Below are 23,259 nucleotides of genomic sequence, written 5' to 3' on the forward strand. Positions count from 1 at the left end.
GCGTGGGCCGGCGGCGGAATGGCCCAGTCCGATGCGACCGTGGCGCGTCGCGTGGCCGGTGGGCCCAGTAGTGCGCTGGACCCCGATGTTGCCTTGCAGGTGCTGGGGCAGGCGTTGGAGGACGGTGAGGCCGGGCTGACGGTCTCGGCCATCGACTGGTCCCAGATCGCCATGGGCCTGAGCGATCCGGAGCAGGTGCCCTTCCTTCGAGAACTGCCCGACATCCGGGCGCTCGTTCCCGCCGGCGGTGCCGTTGTCGGGGAGTCCCGGCCTGCGGGTGAGCTGGCGGTGCGGCTGGTGGGCCGTACGTCGGAGGAGCAGGAGGAGATCCTCACCGAGCTGGTCCGTGCGGAGGCGGCGGCGGTGCTGCATCACCCGACTCCGGAGGCGATCGAAGCCGACCGGGCCTTCAGCGATGTCGGCTTCGACTCACTGACCGCGGTGGAGCTGCGCAATCGGCTCTCCGCTCTCGCAGGGGTCCGCTTGCCGGCGACGCTGATCTTCGACTATCCGACCCCGGCCCAGTTGGCGCGGCATCTGAGGTCGGAACTGCTCGGCGACGTGGCCGATGTTCCGGCCGCTGCCGTGCCTGTGGCGGCGGCGGTGGTGGACGGCGACCCGATCGCGATCGTCGGGATGGGCTGCCGCTACCCCGGTGGGGTGCGTAGCCCGGAGCAGTTGTGGGAGTTGGTGGTTTCGGGGACGGACGCGGTATCCAGCTTTCCGGTGGATCGGGGCTGGGATGCTGGCCTGCTGGGTGATGGCGCGACGGCTCAGGGCGGGTTCGTCTACGACGCGGGTGAGTTCGATCCGGGGTTCTTCGGGATCAGTCCGCGTGAGGCGCTGGCGATGGATCCGCAGCAGCGGTTGCTGCTGGAGACCTCCTGGGAGGCGCTGGAGCGGGCCGGGATCCAGCCGCGGTCGCTGCGGGGCAGCCAGACCGGCGTGTTCGCCGGCGGGACCCCGACCGGGTATGGCGTGGGGCTGGAAGGCAGTGGTTCGGAGAGTTTCCTGCTGACCGGCACCGCGGGCGCGGTGCTGTCCGGCCGGGTGTCCTACGTCCTGGGCCTGGAGGGGCCGTCGGTGACGGTGGACACGGCATGCTCCTCGTCGCTGGTGACGTTGCATTTGGCGGCGCAGGCGTTGCGGGCGGGGGAGTGTTCGCTGGCGTTGGCCAGTGGGGTGACGGTGATGGCGACGCCGGCGGCGTTCGCGGCGTTCGCCGAGCAGCAGGGCCTGGCCTCCGACGGCCGGTGCAAGTCCTTCTCGGCCGGTGCGGACGGCACCGGGTGGGCCGAGGGCGTGGGCGTGCTGGTACTGGAACGGCTGTCTGACGCGCGGCGTAATGGGCATCCGGTGCTGGCGGTGGTGGCCGGTAGCGCGATCAACCAGGACGGGGCGTCGAACGGCCTGACCGCGCCGAACGGTCCTGCCCAGCAGCGGGTCATCCGGGCCGCGCTGGCCAGCGCCCGGCTCTCGGCCGCCGACGTGGACGCCGTCGAGGCGCACGGCACCGGCACGGTGCTCGGCGATCCGATCGAGGCGCAGGCGCTGCTGGCCACCTACGGTCAGGACCGGCCCGAAGACCGGCCGCTGTGGCTGGGATCGGTGAAGTCCAACATCGCCCACACCCAGGCCGCGGCGGGCGCGGCCGGGGTGATGAAGATGGTGCTCGCGATGCAGCACGGCCTGCTGCCCAAGTCCTTGCACGCCGACGAGCCGTCGCCGCATGTGGACTGGACGGCGGGGAACATCCGGTTGCTGGCCGAGCCGCAGGAATGGCCCGCGGATGGCCGTCCGCGCCGGGCGGGTGTGTCCTCGTTCGGGATCAGCGGCACCAACGCGCACGTGATCATCGAGGAAGCGCCCGAGCCGGTGGCGGAGGAAGCGATCGGTGAGGGCTTGCCCGGCGGCATGCCCGCGGAGAATGCGCCGGTGCCGGTGCTGGCAGATGGACCAGTGGCGTGGCTGGTGTCGGCGCGGTCGGGTCAGGCGCTGGCCGCGCAGGCCGGTCGGCTGCTGAGCCATGTCGTCGCGCGCCCGGATCTGGACCCGGCGGACGTGGCCTGGTCGCTGGCGACCACTCGGTCGATCTTCGAACACCGGGCGGTCGTGCTGGGCGCCGGCGCGGATGAGCTGGTCATGGGGCTGGGAGCGCTGGCCGCCGGTGAGCGGGTGGCAGGTGTGATCTCGGGCGTGGTCCCGGCGGGCCGGGTGGGCCGGGTGGGCTTCGTGTTCGCGGGTCAGGGCGCGCAGCGGGCCGGTATGGGCCGTGAGTTGTATGAGGCCAGCCCGGTGTTCGCGGCGGCGTTTGATCGGGCGGCGGATCTGCTGGAGATCGAGCTGGGGGTTTCGGTCCGGGACGTGGTCCTGGGAGGCGTCGGGGACGACGGCGCCGGGCCGGAGCGTGCGGACCAGACTCTGTTCGCGCAGACCGGGTTGTTCGCCGTGGAGGTGGGTCTGGTCGCGCTGCTGGCCGCGGCCGGGATCGTCCCGGATGTGGTGGCGGGTCATTCGGTGGGTGAGATCGCGGCGGCGTATGCGGCCGGGGTGTTGACCCTGCAGGATGCCTGCCGGTTGGTGGCGAACCGGGCGCGGTTGATGCAGGACCTGCCGTCGGGTGGGGCGATGGCCGCGATCGGGGCAAGTGAGGCTGAGATGGCCGCCGCGTTGGAGGGTGAGCCGGGGGTGTCGCTGGCGGCGGTGAACGGCCCGTCGTCGGTGGTGATCTCCGGTGAGGCCGCCGCGGTGGAACGCATCGTCGAAGACTGGCGGGGCCGGGGCCGGCGGGTGCGGCGGCTGCGGGTGAGTCATGCCTTCCATTCGGCGTTGATGGATCCGGTGCTGGATGAGCTGGGTGAGGTGGCGGCGGGTCTGGAGCTTGCCGCGCCGAAGGTTTCGTGGGTGGGAGCGCTTTCGGGTGAGCTGATCGCGGTGCCGGAGGCCGGGTATTGGGCGGCTCAGACGCGGCAGCCGGTCCGGTTCGCCGATGCGGTGGCGACGATGGCCGGTCTGGGGGTCTCGGTGTTCATCGAGATCGGCCCGGACGGAACCCTGTCGGGCATGGGCCCGGCCACGCTCACCGAAGAGGTGCCGTTCATCCCGATGCTGAACCCGTCGCTGCCCGCGGCCGAAGCGGTGCTGGCCGGCCTGGCCCGGGCGCATGTTCAGGGTGTGAAGGTGGACTGGCCGGCGGTGTTGCCGGCCGGTCAGCGGGTCGGCCTGCCGACGTATGCGTTCCAGCAGCAGCGGTTCTGGCCGGAGGTCTCGCTGGCGCCGGGTGCCGGTGCGGGCGTGCTGTCGGCCGGTTCGGGGTCGGCGATGGAGGCGCAGTTCTGGGCGGCAGTTGAGCGTGGTGATGTGGCCGGGCTGGCCGGTGCTTTGGAGGTGGATGCCGGAAGCCGGCTCGACGAGGTGCTGCCGGTGCTGGCGTCGTGGCGGCAGCGGGAGCGTGAGGAGGCGCGGGCGGCCGATGTCCGCTACCGGGTCTCGTGGGTGCCGGTCGCCGATCCGCAGGTGCCCCGCCTGGCGGGGACCTGGCTGTTGGTGGCGGGTCCGTCGGGTGTGGACCTGGCTGCCGAGTGCGTCCGGGCGCTGGGTGCTCAGGGGGCGCGGGTCGTGGTGGCGCCGGTCGCTGCGGAGGATGTCTCGCGGGAGGTGCTGGCGGCGCGGATCGGTGAGGTGGCCGAGGGCGGTCCGGTGGCCGGGGTGGTGTCCTTGCTGGCGCTGGAGGAGACGCCGCTGGCCGACCATGTGTTCGTGCCGTCGGGTCTGGCCGGCTCGGTAGGCCTGCTGCAGGCTCTGGGAGACGCCGGTATCGAGGCGCCGCTGTGGATGGTCACTCGGGGTGCGGTGGCTGCCGGTGCGGGGGAGTGGGTGTCGCGTCCGGTGCAGGCTCAGGTTCTGGGGCTGGGCCGGGTTCTGGCGATGGAGAGTCCGGATCGGTGGGGCGGGCTGGTCGATCTGCCGGTGGTGTTCGACGCGCGGGCGGCGACGCGACTGGTGGGTGTGCTGGCCGGGTGTGGTGAGGACCAGGTCGCGATCCGTGCCGCGGGGATCTTCGGCCGGCGGTTGGTGCGGGCTCCTCGTCCTGCGGGGGCGCCCGAGTCGGCGGTGCGGGATTCCTTCGCGCGGGGCACCGTGCTGGTGACCGGCGGTACCGGCGCGCTCGGCGGGCGTGTGGGTGTGTGGCTGGCCGAGCGTGGCGCCGCGCGGGTCGTGCTGTGGAGCCGCTCCGGCCCGGAGGCCGCGGGAGTTTCCCGGCTGGCCGCGCGGATGGCCACAGCAGGGACGGCCGTGGCTGTCATGGCGGGTGACGTGGCGAGCCGATCCGACGTGGCCGGGCTGCTGGGGTGGATCGCGGCGGATGGTCCGGCTTTGGCCGGGGTGATGCATACCGCGGGTGTGCTGGATGACGGGGTGCTGGATCGGATGAGCCCGGCCCGGCTGGGCAACGTGCTCGCGGCCAAGGCGGGCGGCGCGGTTCATCTCGATGAGCTGACGGCGGACCTGGATCTGTCGGCGTTCGTGCTGTTCTCTTCCGCGGCGGCGACGTTCGGCGCCGGTGGTCAGGGCAACTACGCGGCGGCGAACGCGTTCCTGGACGCGCTGGCGGACAATCGGCGTGGTCGTGGCCTGGCCGCGACGTCGGTGGCGTGGGGGGCGTGGGCCGGCGGCGGTATGGCCCAGTCCGATGCGACCGTGGCGCGGCGGGTGGCCGGTGGCCCGAGCAGTGCGCTGGATCCGGATCTGGCGCTGCAGGTGCTGGGGCAGGCGCTGGAGGACGGTGAGGCCGGGCTGACGGTCTCGGCCATCGACTGGTCCCAGATCGCGGCCGCCCTGAGTGATCCGGCGCAGGTGCCCTTCCTGCGGGAGCTGCCCGACATCCGGGCGTTCGCTCCCGCCGGTGGTGGCGTTGTGGCGGAGTCCCGGCCTGCGGGTGAGCTGGCGGTGCGGCTGGTGGGTCGTGCTGCGGAGGAGCAGGAGGAGATCCTCACCGAGTTGGTCCGCGCGGAGGCGGCGGCGGTGCTGCATCACCCATCTCCGGAGGCGATCGAGGCCGACCGGGCCTTCAGCGATGTGGGCTTCGACTCTCTGACCGCGGTGGAGCTGCGCAATCGGCTCTCCGCTCTCGCAGGGGTCCGCTTGCCGGCGACGCTGATCTTCGACTATCCGACCCCGGTGCAACTGGCCCGGTATCTGCGCTCGGAACTGCTGGGCAATGTGGCCGATGTTCCGGCCGCCGCCGCTGCACCTGCAGTGGCGGTAGTGGATGGCGACCCGATCGCGATCGTCGGGATGGGGTGTCGTTATCCCGGTGGTGTGCGTAGCCCGGAGCAGTTGTGGGAGCTGGTGGTCTCGGGCACGGATGCGGTGTCGGGTTTCCCGGTGGACCGGGGCTGGGACATCGGTCTTCTGGGTGCGCCGGGTCTGGACGGTGCGACGGCTCAGGGTGGCTTTCTGTATGACGCGGGTGAGTTCGATCCGGCGTTCTTCGGGATCAGCCCGCGTGAGGCGCTGGCGATGGACCCGCAGCAGCGGTTGCTGCTGGAGACCTCGTGGGAGGCGCTGGAGCGGGCCGGGATCCAGCCGCGGTCCCTGCGGGGCAGCCAGACCGGCGTGTTCGCCGGCGGGACCCCCACCGGGTATGGCGTGGGTCTGGAAGGCAGCGGTTCGGAGAGTTTCCTGCTGACCGGCACCGCGGGCGCGGTGCTGTCCGGCCGGGTGTCCTACGTCCTGGGCTTGGAAGGTCCGTCGGTGACGGTGGACACGGCGTGTTCGTCGTCGTTGGTGACGTTGCATCTGGCGGCGCAGGCGTTGCGGGCGGGGGAGTGTTCGCTGGCGTTGGCCAGTGGGGTGACGGTGATGGCGACGCCGGCGGCGTTCGCGGCGTTCGCCGAGCAGCAGGGCCTGGCCTCCGACGGCCGGTGCAAGTCGTTCGCGGCGGGTGCGGACGGCACCGGGTGGGCCGAGGGCGTGGGCGTGCTGGTACTGGAACGGTTGTCGGATGCGCGGCGTAATGGGCATCCGGTGCTGGCGGTGGTGGCCGGCAGCGCGGTCAACCAGGACGGGGCGTCGAACGGCTTGACCGCGCCGAACGGTCCCGCGCAGCAGCGGGTGATCCGGGCGGCGCTGGCCAGCGCCCGGTTGTCGACGTCGGACGTGGATGTGGTGGAGGCGCACGGCACGGGCACGGTTCTGGGTGACCCGATCGAGGCGCAGGCGCTGCTGGCCACTTATGGTCAGGGCCGGCCCGAAGACCGGCCGCTGTGGCTGGGATCGGTGAAGTCCAACATCGCCCACACCCAGGCCGCGGCGGGCGCGGCCGGGGTGATGAAGATGGTGCTGGCGATGCAGCACGGCCTGCTGCCCAAGTCCTTGCACGCCGATGAGCCGTCGCCGCATGTGGACTGGACGGCGGGGAACATCCGATTGCTGGCCGAGCCGCAGGAATGGCCCGCGAACGGCCGTCCGCGGCGGGCGGGTGTGTCCTCGTTCGGCATCAGCGGCACGAACGCGCACGTCATCATCGAGGAAGCGCCCGAGCCGGTGGCGGAGGATGCGATCGGTGAGGGCTTCTTCGACGGCATGCCGGTGGAGGATGTGCCGGTGCCGGTGCCGGTGCTGTCGGGCGGGCCGCTGATGTGGCTGGTGTCGGGACGATCGGCGCAGGCACTGGCCGGGCAGGCGGGTCGGCTGCTGAGCCACGTCGTCGCGCGCCCCGAGCTGGACCCGGCGGATGTCGCTTGGTCGCTGGCGACGACGCGGTCGGCCTTTGAGCATCGCGCGGCGGTGTGGGGTGCTGATCGGGCCGAGTTGGTGAGTGGTCTGGAGGCCGTGTCGGCGGGCCGGTCCGTCAGCCGGCTGCTTCTGGGCGCGGCTCCTGCCGGTGGGCCGGGGCGGGTCGGGTTCGTGTTCGCGGGTCAGGGTGCGCAGCGGGCCGGTATGGGCCGTGAGTTGTATGAGGCCAGTCCGGTGTTCGCGGCGGCGTTCGATGAGGCGTGCGCCCTGCTGGAGGCCGAGCTGGGGGTTTCGGTCCGGGACGTGGTCCTGGGAGGCGTCGGGGACGACGGCGCCGGGCCGGAGCGTGCGGACCAGACCCTGTTCGCGCAGACGGGCCTGTTCGCGGTGGAGGTGGGTCTGGTCGCGCTGCTGGGGGCGGCTGGGATCGTGCCGGACGTGGTGGCGGGTCATTCGGTGGGTGAGATCGCGGCGGCGTATGCGGCCGGGGTGTTGACCTTGCAGGACGCGTGCCGGTTGGTGGCCGGCCGGGCGCGGTTGATGCAGGACCTGCCGTCGGGTGGGGCGATGGCGGCCATCGGGGCGAGCGAGGCTGAGATGGCTGCCGCGTTGGAGGGTGAGCCGGGGGTGTCCCTGGCGGCGGTGAACGGCCCGGAATCGGTCGTGATCTCCGGTGAGGCCGCCGCGGTGGAACGCATCGTCGAAGACTGGCGGGGCCGGGGCCGGCGGGTGCGGCGGCTGCGGGTCAGCCATGCCTTCCATTCGGCGCTCATGGACCCGGTGCTGGATGAGCTGGGCGAGGTGGCGGCGGGTCTGGAGCTTGCTGCGCCGAAGGTTTCGTGGGTGGGAGCACTGTCGGGTGAGCTGATCGCGGTGCCGGAGGCCGGGTATTGGGCGGCTCAGGCGCGGCAGCCGGTCCGGTTCGCCGATGCGGTGGCGACGATGGCCGGTCTTGGGGTCTCGGTGTTCATCGAGATCGGCCCGGACGGGACCTTGTCGGGGATGGGGGCGTCGGTTCTCGACCAGGAGTCGGATGCGCGCTTCATTCCGGTGCTGAACCCGAGCGTCCCGGCGGCCGAGGCGGTGCTGACCGGGCTGGCTCAGGCGCACGTTCAGGGCGTGAAGGTGGACTGGCCGGCGGTGCTGCCGGCCGGGCAGCGGGTCGGCCTGCCGACGTATGCGTTCCAGCAGCAGCGGTTCTGGCCGGAGATCTCGCTGGCGCAGGCCGCCTTGCGGCCCCAGATCGGCAGCGGGACGGAGGCGGAAACGCAGTTCTGGGCCGCGGTCGAGCGCGGCGACCTCGCTGGACTGACCGGTGCCCTGGAAGTAGACGCGCAGCAGCCGTTCAGCGAGGTGCTGCCGGTGCTGGCCTCCTGGCGGCAGCGGGACCGCGAGGCGTCGGCGGTCGCGGATGTGCGGTACCGGGTCTCGTGGGTGCCGGTCGCCGATCCGCAGCTGTCCCGGTTGAGTGGCACGTGGCTGGTGGTGGCCGGTCCGTCGGGTGTGGACCTGGCCGCCGAATGCGTCCGGGCGCTGGGCGCTCAGGGGGCGCGGGCCGTTGTGGCGCCGGTCGCTGCGGAGGATGTCTCGCGGGAGGTGCTGGCGGCGCGGATCGGTGAGGTGGCCGAGGGCGGTCTGGTGGCCGGGGTGCTGTCGCTGCTGGCGTTGGAGGAGGCGCCGCTGCCCGATCACGCGTTCGTGCCGTCGGGTCTGGCCGGCTCGGTGGGCCTGATGCAGGGCCTGGGAGATGCCGGGGTTAACGCGCCGCTGTGGATGGTGACCCAGGGTGCGGTGGCCGCCGGTGCCCGGGAGTTTGTGTCGAGTCCGGTTCAGGCCCAGGTTCTGGGGCTGGGCCGGGTTCTGGCGATGGAGAGCCCGGATCGGTGGGGCGGGCTGGTAGACCTGCCGGAGACGTGGGACGCGCGGGCGGCGACGCGGCTGGCGGGTGTGCTGGCCGGGTGTGGTGAGGACCAGGTCGCGATCCGTGCCGCCGGTATCTTCGGCCGGCGGCTGGTGCGGGCTCCCCGTCCGGTGGGTGCGCCCGATTCCAGCGTCCGTGACTCCTTCTCCCGGGGCACGGTGCTGGTGACCGGCGGTACCGGTGCGCTGGGCGGGCGTGTGGGGGTGTGGCTGGCGGAGCGTGGTGCGGCGCGGGTGGTGTTGTGGAGCCGTTCGGGTCCGGGCGCGGCGGGGATCGCCGGCCTGGCCGCGCGGATCGCCGCCGCCGGGACGGCCGTGGCCGTGCTGGCCGGTGACGTGGCCCGCAAGGACGAGGTGGCCGCTCTGCTGGAGTGGATCGCGGCGGATGGTCCGGCTTTGGCCGGGGTGATGCATACCGCGGGTGTGCTGGATGACGGGGTGCTGGACCGGATGAGCCCGGCCCGGCTGGGGAATGTGCTCGCGGCGAAGGCGGGCGGGGCGGTTCATCTCGATGAGCTGACGGCGCATCTGGATCTGTCGGCGTTCGTGCTGTTCTCCTCGGCGGCGGCGACGTTCGGCGCCGGTGGTCAGGGCAACTACGCGGCGGCGAACGCGTTCCTGGACGCGCTGGCCGATAACCGGCGTGGTCGTGGCCTGGCCGCGACCTCGCTCGCCTGGGGGGCGTGGGCCGGCGGCGGAATGGCCCAGTCCGATGCGACCGTGGCGCGTCGCGTGGCCGGTGGGCCCAGTAGTGCGCTGGACCCCGATGTTGCCTTGCAGGTGCTGGGGCAGGCGTTGGAGGACGGTGAGGCCGGGCTGACGGTCTCGGCCATCGACTGGTCCCAGATCGCGGCCGCCCTGAGTGATCCGGCGCAGGTGCCCTTCCTGCGGGAGTTGCCCGATATCCGGGCGTTCGTTCCCGCCGGTGGTGCCGTTGTCGGGGAGTCCCGGCCTGCGGGTGAGCTGGCGGTGCGGCTGGTGGGTCGTCCGTCGGAGGAGCAGGAGGAGATCCTCACCGAGCTGGTCCGTGCGGAGGCGGCGGCGGTGCTGCATCACCCGACTCCGGAGGCGATCGAGGCCGACCGGGCCTTCAGCGATGTCGGCTTCGACTCCCTGACCGCGGTCGAGCTGCGCAACCGGCTCTCGGCCCTTGGCGGGGTCCGGCTCCCGGCGACGCTGATCTTCGACTATCCGACTCCGGCCCAGTTGGCGCGGCATTTGAGGTCGGAACTGCTCGGCGATGCGCCCGATGTTCCGGCCGTGCCTATGGCGACGGTGGTGGACGGCGACCCGATCGCGATCGTCGGGATGGGGTGTCGTTATCCCGGTGGGGTGCGTAGCCCGGAGCAGTTGTGGGAGTTGGTGGTTTCGGGGACGGACGCGGTGTCGGGTTTCCCGGTGGACCGGGGCTGGGACATCGGTCTTCTGGGGGCGCCGGGTCTGGACGGTGCGACGGCTCAGGGTGGGTTCTTGTATGACGCGGGTGAGTTCGATCCGGGGTTCTTCGGGATCAGCCCGCGTGAGGCGCTGGCGATGGATCCCCAGCAGCGGTTGCTGCTGGAGACCTCCTGGGAGGCGCTGGAGCGGGCCGGGATCCAGCCGCGGTCCCTGCGCGGCAGCCAGACCGGCGTGTTCGCCGGTGGGACCCCGACCGGGTATGGCGTGGGGCTGGAAGGCAGTGGTTCGGAGAGCTTCCTGCTGACCGGTACCGCGGGCGCGGTGCTGTCCGGCCGGGTCTCCTACGTCCTGGGCCTGGAGGGGCCGTCGGTGACGGTGGACACCGCATGCTCTTCGTCGCTGGTGACGTTGCATCTGGCGGCGCAGGCGTTGCGGGCGGGGGAGTGTTCGCTGGCGTTGGCCAGTGGGGTGACGGTGATGGCGACGCCGGCGGCGTTCGCGGCGTTCGCCGAGCAGCAGGGCCTGGCCTCCGACGGCCGGTGCAAGTCCTTCTCGGCGGGTGCGGACGGCACCGGGTGGGCCGAGGGCGTGGGCGTGCTGGTACTGGAACGGTTGTCCGACGCCCGCCGGAACGGGCATCCGGTGCTGGCGGTGGTGGCCGGCAGCGCGATCAACCAGGACGGCGCCTCCAACGGCCTGACCGCGCCGAACGGACCCGCCCAGCAGCGGGTGATCCGGGCGGCGCTGGCCAGCGCCCGGCTCTCGGCCGCCGACGTGGACGCGGTCGAGGCGCACGGCACCGGCACGGTGCTCGGCGATCCGATCGAGGCGCAGGCGCTGCTGGCCACCTACGGTCAGGACCGGCCCGAAGACCGGCCGCTGTGGCTGGGATCGGTGAAGTCCAACATCGCGCACACCCAGGCCGCGGCGGGTGCGGCCGGGGTGATGAAGATGGTGCTGGCGATGCAGCACGGCCTGCTGCCCAAGTCCTTGCATGCCGATGAGCCGTCGCCGCATGTGGACTGGACGGCGGGGAACATCCGGTTGCTGGCCGAGCCGCAGGAATGGCCGGCGGATGGGCGTCCGCGCCGGGCGGGTGTGTCCTCGTTCGGGATCAGCGGCACGAACGCGCACGTCATCATCGAAGAAGCGCCCCTGCTCGTTCCGGAGCTGGAGTCACCTCCTGCGGATGAGGACGCCGACACGGTGACGGTCGAGGAAGCGCCGGTGCCGGTGCTGACGGGCGGGCCGCTGATGTGGCTGGTGTCGGGACGATCGGCGCAGGCACTGGCCGCGCAGGCGGGCCGGCTGCTGAGCCATGTCGTCGCGCGTCCGGAGCTGGACCCGGCGGATGTCGCTTGGTCGCTGGCGACGACGCGGTCGATCTTTGAGCATCGCGCGGCGGTGTGGGGTGGCGATCGCGGCGAGCTGGTGAGTGGTCTGGAGGCGGTGTCGGCGGGCCGGTCGGTGGGCCGTGCGGTCTCGGGTGCGGCTCCTGCCGGTGGGCCGGGGCGGGTCGGGTTCGTGTTCGCGGGTCAGGGTGCGCAGCGGGCCGGTATGGGCCGTGAGTTGTATGAGGCCAGTCCGGTGTTCGCGGCGGCGTTCGATGAGGCGTGCGCCTTGCTGGAGGCCGAGCTGGATGTGGCGGTCCGGGACGTGGTCTTGGGCGTCGGGGACGACGGCGCCGGACTGGAGCGTGCGGACCAGACCCTGTTCGCCCAGACGGGCCTGTTCGCCGTGGAGGTGGGTCTGGTCGCGCTGCTGGCCGCGGCCGGGATCGTCCCGGACGTGGTGGCCGGTCATTCGGTGGGTGAGATCGCGGCGGCGTATGCGGCCGGGGTGTTGACCCTGCGGGACGCCTGCCGGTTGGTGGCGAACCGGGCGCGGCTGATGCAGGACCTGCCGTCGGGTGGGGCGATGGCCGCCATCGGGGCGAGCGAGGCCGAGGTCCTGGCGGAGCTGGCCGGGGTGGAGGGGGTGTCCCTGGCGGCGGTGAACGGTCCGTCGTCGGTGGTGATCTCGGGTGCTGCCGCCGCCGTGGAGCGCATCGCTGAACAGTGGCGGGAGCGAGGCCGGCGGGTGCGGCGGCTGCGGGTGAGTCATGCCTTCCATTCGGCGCTCATGGACCCGGTGCTGGATGAGCTCGGCGAGGTGGCCGCCGGTTTGCAGCATGCGTCGCCGACGGTGACGTGGGTGGGAGCACTCTCGGGTGAGGTGGTGACGGCGCCGGAGGCCGGGTACTGGCCGGAGCAGGCGCGTGGTGCGGTTCGGTTCGCGGACGCGGTGGCCACGATGGCGGGTCTGGGGGTCTCGGTGTTCATCGAGATCGGCCCGGACGGGACCCTGTCGGGGATGGGCCCGGCCACGCTCTCCGAAGAGGTGCCGTTCATCCCGGTGCTGAACCCGTCCCTGCCCGCGGCGGAGGCGGTGCTGGCCGGGCTGGCCCGGGCGCATGTTCAGGGTGTGAAGGTGGACTGGCCGGCGGTGCTGCCGGCCGGTCAGCGGGTCGATCTGCCGACGTATGCGTTCCAGCAGCAGCGGTTCTGGCCGGAGGTCTCGCTGGCGCAGGCCGTCGGGCGGCTTCAGGTCGGCGGCGCGACGGAGGCGGAGGCGCAGTTCTGGGCCGCGGTCGAGCGCGGCGACCTCGCTGGACTGACCGGTGCCCTGGAAGTAGACGCGCAGCGGCCGTTCAGTGAGGTGCTGCCGGTGCTGGCCTCCTGGCGGCAGCGGGACCGCGAGGCGTCGGCGGTCGCGGATGTCCGCTATCGGGTCTCGTGGGTGCCGGTCGCCGATCCGCAGGTGTCCCGCCTGGCGGGGACCTGGCTGGTGGTGGCGGGTCCGTCGGGTGTGGACCTGGCCGCCGAATGTGTCCGGGCGTTGGACGCTCAGGGGGCGCGGGTCGTCGTGGCGCCCGTCTCGGCGGAGGACGTCTCCCGGGAGGTGCTGGCGGGGCGGATCGGTGAGGTGGCCGGGGACGGTCCGGTGGCCGGGGTGTTGTCGCTGCTGGCGTTGGAGGAGACGCCGCTGCCCGATCACCCCTATGTGGCGGCCGGTGTGGCCGGGTCGGTGGGTCTGGTCCAGGCGTTGGAGGATGCCGGGATCGGTGCGCCGTTGTGGATGGTGACGCAGGGTGCGGTGGCCGCCGGTGCGCAGGAGTCGGTGTCGCGTCCGGTGCAGGCCCAGGTTCTGGGCGTGGGCCGGGTCTTGCCGATGGAGAGTCCGGATCGGTGGGGCGGGCTGGTCGATCTGCCGGTGGTGTTCGACGGGCGGGCTGCGGGCCGGCTGGTGGGTGTGCTGGCCGGGTGTGGTGAGGATCAGGTCGCGATCCGTGCCGCCGGTATCTTCGGCCGGCGGCTGGTGCGCGCTCCTCGTCCGGTGGGTGCCCCCGACTTCACCGTCCGTGACTCCTTCTCCCGGGGCACGGTGCTGGTGACCGGCGGAACCGGCGCGCTCGGCCGGCGTGTGGGGGCGTGGCTGGCCGAGCGTGGCGCGGCGCGGGTGGTGTTGTGGAGTCGCTCCGGCCCGGAGGCCGCAGGAGTCTCCCGGCTCGCTGCGCGGATGGCGGCCGCGGGGACGGCCGTGTCGGTGCTGTCCGGGGATGTGGCCCGCAAGGACGAGGTGGCGGCTCTGCTGGGGTGGATCGCCGCGGATGGTCCGGCGCTGGCCGGGGTGATGCATACCGCGGGTGTGCTGGATGACGGGGTGCTGGACCGGATGAGCCCGGCCCGGCTGGGCAACGTGCTCGCGGCCAAGGCGGGCGGGGCGGTTCATCTCGATGAGCTGACGGCGGACCTGGATCTGTCGGCGTTCGTGCTGTTCTCTTCCGCGGCGGCGACGTTCGGCGCCGGTGGTCAGGGTAACTATGCGGCGGCGAACGCGTTCCTGGACGCGCTGGCGGACAATCGGCGTGGTCGTGGCCTGGCCGCGACGTCGCTCGCCTGGGGGGCGTGGGCCGGTGGTGGCATGGCCCAGTCCGATGCGACGGTGGCGCGGCGCGTGGCCGGTGGGCCCAGTAGTGCGCTGGACCCCGATGTTGCGTTGCAGGTGCTGGGGCAGGCGCTGGAGGACGGCGAGGCGGGGCTGACGGTGTCGGCCATCGACTGGTCCCAGATTGCCATGGGGCTGAGCGATCCGGAGCAGGTGCCGTTCCTGCGGGAGCTGCCCGATATCCGGGCGTTGGTCGCTGCGGGCGGTGCCGCCGTTGCCGAGTCCCGGCCCGCGGGCGAGCTGGCGGTGCGGCTGGTGGGTCGTCCGTCGGAGGAGCAGGAGGAGATCCTCACCGAGCTGGTCCGCGCGGAGGCGGCGGCGGTGCTGCATCACCCCACGCCGGAGGCGATCGAGGCCGACCGGGCCTTCAGCGATGTGGGCTTCGACTCCCTGACCGCGGTCGAGCTGCGCAATCGGCTCTCCGCTCTCGCAGGGGTGCGCCTGCCGGCGACGCTGATCTTCGACTACCCGACCCCGGCCCAGTTGGCGCGGCATCTGAGGTCGGAACTGCTCGGCGATGCGCCCGATGTTCCGGCCGCTGCCGTGCCTGTGGCGGCGGCGGTGGTGGACGGCGACCCGATCGCGATCGTCGGGATGGGCTGCCGCTACCCCGGTGGAGTGCGTAGCCCAGAGCAGTTGTGGGAGTTGGTGGTTTCGGGGACGGATGCGGTGTCGGGTTTCCCGGTGGATCGGGGCTGGGACATCGGCATGCTCGATGGTGCCGCCTTGTCCGCGGCTCAGGGTGGGTTCTTGTATGACGCGGGTGAGTTCGATCCGGGGTTCTTCGGGATCAGTCCGCGTGAGGCGCTGGCGATGGATCCGCAGCAGCGGTTGCTGCTGGAGACCTCGTGGGAGGCGCTGGAGCGGGCCGGGATCCAGCCGCGGTCGCTGCGGGGCAGCCAGACCGGTGTGTTCGCCGGTGGCGCCCCGACGGGGTATGGCGTGGGGCTGGAAGGCAGTGGTTCGGAGAGTTTCCTGCTGACGGGCACTTCAGGTGCGGTGCTGTCGGGCCGGGTGTCGTATGTGCTGGGTCTGGAGGGGCCGTCGGTGACGGTGGACACGGCGTGTTCGTCGTCGTTGGTGACGTTGCATTTGGCGGCGCAGGCGTTGCGGGCGGGGGAGTGTTCGCTGGCGTTGGCCAGTGGGGTGACGGTGATGGCGACGCCGGCGGCGTTCGCGGCGTTCGCCGAGCAGCAGGGCCTGGCCTCCGATGGCCGGTGCAAGTCGTTCGCGGCGGGTGCGGATGGCACCGGGTGGGCCGAGGGCGTGGGCGTGCTGGTGCTGGAGCGGTTGTCGGATGCGCGGCGTAATGGGCATCCGGTGCTGGCGGTGGTGGCCGGTAGCGCGGTCAACCAGGACGGCGCGTCCAACGGCCTGACCGCGCCGAACGGTCCTGCGCAGCAGCGGGTGATCCGGGCGGCGCTGGCCAGTGCCCGGCTGTCGGCCGCCGACGTGGACGCCGTCGAGGCGCACGGCACCGGCACGGTTCTCGGCGATCCGATCGAGGCGCAGGCGTTGCTGGCGACCTATGGTCAGGGCCGGCCGGAGGATCGGCCGTTGTGGCTGGGGTCGGTGAAGTCGAACATCGCGCACACTCAGGCGGCGGCGGGTGCGGCCGGGGTGATGAAGATGGTGCTCGCGATGCAGCACGGTCTGCTGCCGAAGTCGTTGCATGCCGATGAGCCGTCGCCGCATGTGGACTGGACGGCGGGGAACATCCGGTTGCTGGCCGAGCCGCAGGAATGGCCCGCGGATGGCCGTCCGCGCCGGGCGGGTGTGTCGTCCTTCGGGATCAGCGGCACGAACGCGCACGTCATCATCGAGGAAGCGCCCGAGCCGGTGGCGGAGGATGCGATCGGTGAGGGCTTCTCCGAGGGCATGCCCGTGGAGGATGTGCCGGTGCCGGTGCTGTCCGGCGGGCCGCTGATGTGGCTGGTGTCGGGGCGGTCGGGTAAGGCGTTGAGCGCGCAGGCCGGTCGGCTGCTGAGTCATGTCGTCGCTCGTCCGGAGCTGGACGCGGCGGATGTGGCCTGGTCGCTGGCGACGACGCGGTCAATCTTCGAGCATCGGGCGGTCGTGCTGGGCGCGGGCGCGGATGAGCTGGTCGCGGGTCTGGGGGCGCTGGCCGCTGGTGAGCGGGTGGCAGGTGTGATCTCGGGTGCGGCTCCTGCCGGTGGGCCGGGGCGGGTCGGGTTCGTGTTCGCGGGTCAGGGTGCGCAGCGGGCCGGGATGGGCCGTGAGTTGTATGAGGCGTCTCCGGTGTTCGCGGCGGCGTTTGATCGGGCGGCGGATCTGCTGGAGATCGAGCTGGGGGTTTCGGTCCGGGACGTGGTCCTGGGAGGCGTCGGGGACGACGGCGCCGGGCCGGAGCGTGCGGACCAGACCCTGTTCGCGCAGACCGGGTTGTTCGCCGTGGAGGTGGGTCTGGTCGCGCTGCTGGCCGCGGCCGGGATCGTCCCGGACGTGGTGGCGGGTCATTCGGTGGGTGAGATCGCTGCGGCGTATGCGGCCGGGGTGTTGACCTTGCAGGACGCGTGCCGGTTGGTGGCGAATCGGGCGCGGTTGATGCAGGACCTGCCGTCGGGTGGGGCGATGGCCGCGATCGGGGCGAGTGAGGCGGAGGTCCTGGCGGAGCTGGCCGGGGTGGAGGGGGTGTCGCTGGCGGCGGTGAACGGGCCGTCGTCGGTGGTGATCTCGGGTGAGGCCGCCGCCGTGGAGCGGCTCGTCGAAGAGTGGCGGGGTCGGGGCAGGCGGGTGCGGCGGCTGCGGGTGAGTCATGCCTTCCATTCGGCGCTCATGGACCCGGTGCTGGAGGAGCTGGGTGAGGTGGCTGCGGGTCTGGCCTATGCGTCGCCGGCGGTGACGTGGGTCGGGGCTCTGTCCGGTGAGGTGGTGACGGCGCCGGAGGCCGGGTATTGGGCGGCTCAGGCGCGGCAGCCGGTCCGGTTCGCCGATGCGGTGACCACGATGGCCGGTCTGGAGGTCTCTGTGTTCATCGAGATCGGCCCGGACGGGACCCTGTCGGGGATGGGCCCGGCCACGCTCTCCGAAGAGGTGCCGTTCATCCCGGTGCTGAACCCGTCCCTGCCCGCGGCGGAGGCGGTGCTGGCCGGGCTGGCCCGGGCGCATGTTCAGGGTGTGAAGGTGGACTGGCCGGCGGTGCTGCCGGCCGGGCAGCGGGTTGATCTGCCCACGTATGCGTTCCAGCAGCAGCGGTTCTGGCCGGAGGTCTCGCTGGCGCCCTGGGTTGGGGCGGGTGTGCTGCCGGCCGGTGCGGGGTCGGCGATGGAGGCGCAGTTCTGGGCGGCGGTCGAGCGTGGCGATGTGGCCGGTCTGGCCGGTGCTTTGGAGGTGGATGCCGGAAGCCGGCTCGACGAGGTGCTGCCGGTGCTGGCGTCGTGGCGGCAGCGTGAGCGGGAGGCGGCGGCGGTCGCGGATGTGCGCTACCGGGTCTCGTGGGTGCCGGTCGCCGATCCGGAACCGGCGCGCCTGACGGGGACCTGGCTGGTGGTGGCGGGCCCGTCGGCAGTGGACCAGGCCGCCGAATGCGTCCGGGCGCTGGACGCTCAAGGGGCGCGGGCCGTTGTGGTGTCGGTGGCGGCGGAGGACGTCTCGCGGGAGGTGCTGGCGGTCCGGATCGGTGAGGTGCTGGCGGACAGTGACCCGGCCGGGGTGGTGTCCTTGCTGGCGTTGGAGGAGACGCCACTGGCCGACCACCCCTATGTGCCGGCCGGTGTGGCCGGGTCGGTGGGCCTGATGCAGGCGTTGGAGGATGCCGGGATCGGAGCGCCGCTGTGGATGGTCACCCAGGGTGCGGTGGCCGCCGGTGCGCAGGAGTCGGTGTCGCGTCCGGTGCAGGCCCAGGTTCTGGGGCTCGGCCGGGTCTTGCCGATGGAGAGTCCGGACCGGTGGGGCGGGCTGATCGATCTGCCGGTGGTGTTCGACGCGCGGGCCGCGGCTCGGCTGGCGGGTGTGCTGGCCGGGTGTGGTGAGGACCAGGTCGCGATCCGTGCCGCCGGCATCTTCGGCCGGCGGCTGGTGCGCGCCCCCCGTCCGGTGGGTGCCCCCGATTCCACCGTCCGTGACTCCTTCTCCCAGGGCACGGTGCTGGTGACCGGCGGAACCGGTGCGCTGGGCGGGCGTGTGGGTGTGTGGCTGGCGGAGCGTGGTGCGGCGCGGGTGGTGTTGTGGAGCCGTTCGGGTCCGGGCGCGGCGGGGATCGCCGCTCTGGCCGCGCGGATCGCCGCCGCCGGGACGGCGGTCGCGGTCATGGCGGGTGACGTGGCCCGCAAGGACGAGGTGGCCGCTCTGCTCGGGTGGATCGCCGCGGATGGTCCGGCGCTGGCGGGGGTGATGCATACCGCGGGTGTGCTGGATGACGGGGTGCTGGATCGGATGAGCCCGGCCCGGCTGGGTAATGTGCTCGCGGCCAAGGCGGGCGGCGCGGTTCATCTCGATGAGCTGACGGCGCATCTGGATCTGTCGGCGTTCGTGCTGTTCTCCTCCGCGGCGGCGACGTTCGGCGCCGGTGGTCAGGGCAACTACGCGGCGGCGAACGCGTTCCTGGACGCGCTGGCGGACAATCGGCGTGGTCGTGGCCTGGCCGCGACCTCGCTCGCCTGGGGGGCGTGGGCCGGCGGCGGAATGGCCCAGTCCGATGCGACCGTGGCGCGGCGGGTCGCCGGCGGGCCCAGTACTGCGCTGGACCCCGATGTTGCCTTGCAGGTGCTGGGGCAGGCGCTGGAGGACGGCGAGGCCGGCCTGACGGTGTCGGCCATCGACTGGTCCCAGATCGCCATGGGCCTGAGCGACCCGGAGCAGATTCCCTTCCTCCGGGAACTGCCCGACATCCGGGCGCTCGTTCCCGCCGGTGGTGCCGTTGCTCCCGAATCCCGGTCGGCCGGAGAACTGGCCGTGCGGATGACGGGGCGTGCGTCGGCCGAACAGCACCAGATCCTCACCGAGCTGGTCCGCGCGGAGGCGGCGGCGGTGCTGCATCACCCCACGCCGGAGGCGATCGAGGCCGACCGGGCCTTCAGCGATGTCGGCTTCGACTCTCTGACCGCGGTGGAGCTGCGCAATCGGCTTTCGGCCCTTGCCGGGGTCCGGCTCCCGGCGACGCTGATCTTCGACTACCCGACTCCGGCCCGGCTGGCCGAGTATCTGAAGTCGGAACTCCTGGGCGATACGGCCGACGTCCCAGCCGCCGTGCCTGTGGTAACGGCGGAGACGGTTGGCGACCCGATCGTGATCGTCGGGATGGGGTGTCGTTACCCCGGCGGGGTGCGTAGTCCCGAGGAGTTGTGGGAGCTAGTGGTCTCCGGGACGGACGCGGTGTCGGGTTTCCCGGTGGATCGGGGCTGGGACATCGGCATGCTCGATGGTGCGGCCTTGTCCGCGGCTCAGGGCGGCTTTCTGTATGACGCGGGTGAGTTCGATCCGGGGTTCTTCGGGATCAGCCCGCGTGAGGCGCTGGCGATGGATCCCCAGCAGCGGTTGCTGCTGGAGACCTCCTGGGAGGCGCTGGAGCGGGCCGGGATCCAGCCGCGGTCGCTGCGCGGCAGCCAGACCGGCGTGTTCGCCGGCGGCGCCCCCACCGGGTACGGCGCTGGCCTGGAAGGCAGCGGTTCGGAACGCTTCCTGCTGACCGGCACCTCAGGTGCGGTGCTGTCCGGCCGGGTCTCCTACGTCCTGGGCCTGGAAGGTCCGTCGGTGACGGTGGACACCGCATGCTCCTCGTCCCTGGTGACGTTGCATCTGGCGGCGCAGGCGTTGCGGGCGGGGGAGTGTTCGCTGGCGTTGGCCAGTGGCGTGATGGTGATGGCGACGCCGGCGGCGTTCGCGGCGTTCGCCGAGCAGCAGGGCCTGGCCTCCGACGGCCGGTGCAAGTCCTTCTCGGCGGGTGCGGACGGCACCGGGTGGGCCGAGGGCGTGGGCGTGCTGGTACTGGAACGGCTGTCCGATGCGCGGCGGAACGGGCATCCGGTGCTGGCGGTGGTGGCCGGCAGCGCGATCAACCAGGACGGCGCCTCCAACGGCCTGACCGCGCCGAACGGACCCGCCCAGCAGCGGGTCATCCGGGCCGCGCTGGCCAGCGCCCGGCTCTCCACCTCGGACGTGGACGTGGTGGAGGCGCACGGCACCGGCACGGTGCTCGGTGACCCGATCGAGGCGCAGGCGTTGCTGGCGACCTATGGTCAGGGCCGGCCGGAGGACCGGCCGTTGTGGCTGGGGTCGGTGAAGTCCAACATCGCCCACACCCAGGCGGCCGCGGGTGCGGCCGGGGTGATGAAGATGGTGCTCGCGATGCAGCACGGCCTGCTGCCCAAGTCCTTGTACGCCGACGAGCCGTCGCCGCATGTGGACTGGACCGCGGGGAACATCCGGTTGCTGGCCGAGCCGCAGGAATGGCCGGCGAACGGCCGTCCGCGCCGGGCGGGTGTGTCCTCGTTCGGGATCAGCGGCACCAACGCGCACGTCATCATCGAGGAAGCACCCCCGCTCGTTGCGGAGCCGGAGCCGGAGCCTGGTCCTGGGGATGAGGACGCCGACACGGTGACGGTGGAGGACGCGCCGGTGCTGACGGGCGGGCCGCTGGTGTGGCTGGTGTCGGGGCGGTCGGGTAAGGCGCTGGCGGCGCAGGCGGATCGGCTGGCGGCTCATGTGGCCGCTCGTATGGAGCTGGATCTCACCGATGTGGCCTGGTCACTGGCGACGACACGGTCGACCTTCGAGCATCGGGCGGTCGTGCTGGGCGCCGGTGCGGATGAGCTGGTCTCGCGCGTGGCGGCGCTGGCCGCCGGTGAGCCGGCGGCGGGTGTGGTCTCGGGGGCGGTCCCGGCGGGCGGGCCGGGCCGGGTCGGGTTCGTGTTCGCGGGCCAGGGCGCGCAGCGGGCCGGGATGGGCCGTGAGTTGTATGACGCCAGCCCGGTGTTCGCGGCGGCATTCGATCGGGCGGCGGATCTGCTGGAGATCGAGCTGGGGGTTTCGGTCCGGGACGTGGTCCTGGGCGTCGCCGGCGGCGACGGTCCGGACGGCGACGGTCCGGCCCGTGCGGATCAGACCTTGTTCGCGCAGACCGGGTTGTTCGCGGTGCAGGTGGGTCTGGTCGCGTTGCTGGGTGCGGCCGGGGTCGTGCCGGATGCGGTGGCCGGTCATTCGGTGGGTGAGATCGCGGCGGCGTATGCGGCGGGGGTGCTGAGCCTGGAGGACGCGTGCCGGTTGGTGGCGGCGCGGGCGCGGCTGATGCAGGACCTTCCGGGCGGTGGGGCGATGGCCGCGATCGGGGCGAGCGAGGCCGAGATCGCCGCCGCCTTGGAAGGTGAGCCGGAGGTGTCGCTGGCGGCGCTGAACGGCCCGGAATCGGTGGTGATCTCGGGTGAGGCCGCCGCCGTGGAACGCATCGTCGAAGAGTGGCGGGAGCGGGGCCGGCGAGTGCGCCGCCTGCGGGTGAGTCACGCGTTCCATTCGGCGCGGATGGATCCGGTGCTGGATGAGCTGGGCGAGGTGGCTGCGGGTCTGGCCTATGCGTCGCCGGCGGTGACGTGGGTCGGGGCTCTGTCCGGTGAGGTGGTGACGGCGCCGGAGGCCGGGTATTGGGCGGCTCAGGCGCGGCAGCCGGTCCGGTTCGCCGATGCGGTGACCACGATGGCCGGTCTGGGGGTCTCGGTGTTCATCGAGATCGGCCCGGACGGAACCCTGTCGGGGATGGGCCAGGCCGCACTCACCGGCGAGGCACGGTTCGTTCCGATGCTGAACCCGTCCCTGCCGGCGGCGGAGGCGGTGCTGACCGGGCTGGCCAGGGCCCATGTCGAGGGAGTGACGGTCGACTGGCCGGCCGTCCTGAAGCCTGGACAGCGGGTTGATCTGCCCACGTACGCGTTCCAGCAGCAGCGGTTCTGGCCGCAGGTCTCGCTGACGCTCGGCGCCGGGGCGGGTACGCTGCCCGCCGGTTCGGGTTCGGCGACGCAGGCGCAGTCCCGGGCCGCGGTCGAGCGGGGTGACGATGCCGGTCCGGCGGTTGCGCCGGAGGTGGATGCCGGTGGTCCGCTCGGCGAGGAGCAGTCGGTGGCGGCGTGGCGGCGGGAGCTGAGCGGGCTCGGCGAGGCGCAGCAGGACGAGCTGCTGCGGGACCTGGTGCTGCGTCATGTGGCCGCGGTTCTCGGTCACAGCGATGCCTCGGCCGTTGATCCCGAACGTCACTTCTTCGAATTGGGCTTCGACTCGTTCGGCGCGACCGAACTGCGTAACTCTCTGGCCAAGGCGGTGGGTTGGCAGTTCCCGCTGATGGCGGTGTTCGACAGCGAAAGCTCCGCCGGTCTCGCCCGTTGGCTGCGGCGCGAGCTCGTCACCGCGGAGAAGACCGGCCAGGCGACCCCGGCGGCGGACGACACCGTGGCGGAGCTGTTCCGGGGTGCTTTCCGTTCTGGGAAGGTGCCGGAAGCGTTCGGCTTGCTGTATGCCGTGGCGAGGACCCGGCCCATGCACGACACGCCTGTCGCCCCGGGGGATGTCCCTCGGCCGGTGACGCTGGCCAGTGGTGCGGCCCTGCCTCGTGTGATCTGCGTGAGTTCGTCCACGGTGACCGGTGGCGTTCATCAATATGCGCGCTTCGCCGCGCACTTCCGCGGGGAAAGGCACGTCTCGGCGCTTCCCCTGCTCGGCTACGCCTCCGGTGAGGCCCTGCCCGCCACGATCGACATCGCCCTCAGGAGCATCGCGGACGGCGTCGCGCGGGCTGCCGAGGGGGAACCGTTCGTGCTCGTCGGTCATTCGGCCGGCGGCATTCTCGCTTACGGCGCGGCGAGTGTGCTGGAGAGGTCGGGCATCTCCCCCGCGGGGGTGGTGATGCTGGACAGCTTCCCTCCCAGCACAGGTGGCGATTCGGAGATGCTCTCCGAGCAGGTGCTGCAGTACATCATGGGCATGGAGGAGGTCTTCGGCCGGTTCGACGGCACGCGGCTGTCCGCCATGGTGCACTGGTCTGCCATCGCGCAGGACCTCGAACCGGCAGAGGTGAGAGCGCCCGTGCTGTTCGTGCAGTGCACACAGCCGTTCTCCGAGGTCGCACCCGAGTCGGACTACTGGCGGGCGACGCCGTTGGACCCCTCGCATGCCGTACGGACGATCGAGGCGGACCACTTCTCGATGCTCGCCGAGAAGGCAGAGGACACGGCTCGCCTGATCGAGGACTGGTTCCGCCCGGAACCCTGA

The 23,259-nt window shown here is 72.4% G+C and carries 1 protein-coding gene (running past one end of the window); it reads left to right on the forward strand.

The window, feature by feature from the left end; genetic code table 11:
- On the forward strand, positions 1-23,259 hold the 3' portion of the coding sequence (locus HNP84_RS55475) for a type I polyketide synthase (RefSeq protein WP_281396388.1). It extends 13,539 nt beyond the left edge of the window; 23,259 of the gene's 36,798 nt are visible here — the last part of the coding sequence; its start codon lies beyond the left edge, outside the window; the stop codon is at positions 23,257-23,259.

It is taken from the genome of Thermocatellispora tengchongensis, from assembly GCF_014202315.1.
Classification (GTDB): domain Bacteria; phylum Actinomycetota; class Actinomycetes; order Streptosporangiales; family Streptosporangiaceae; genus Thermocatellispora; species Thermocatellispora tengchongensis.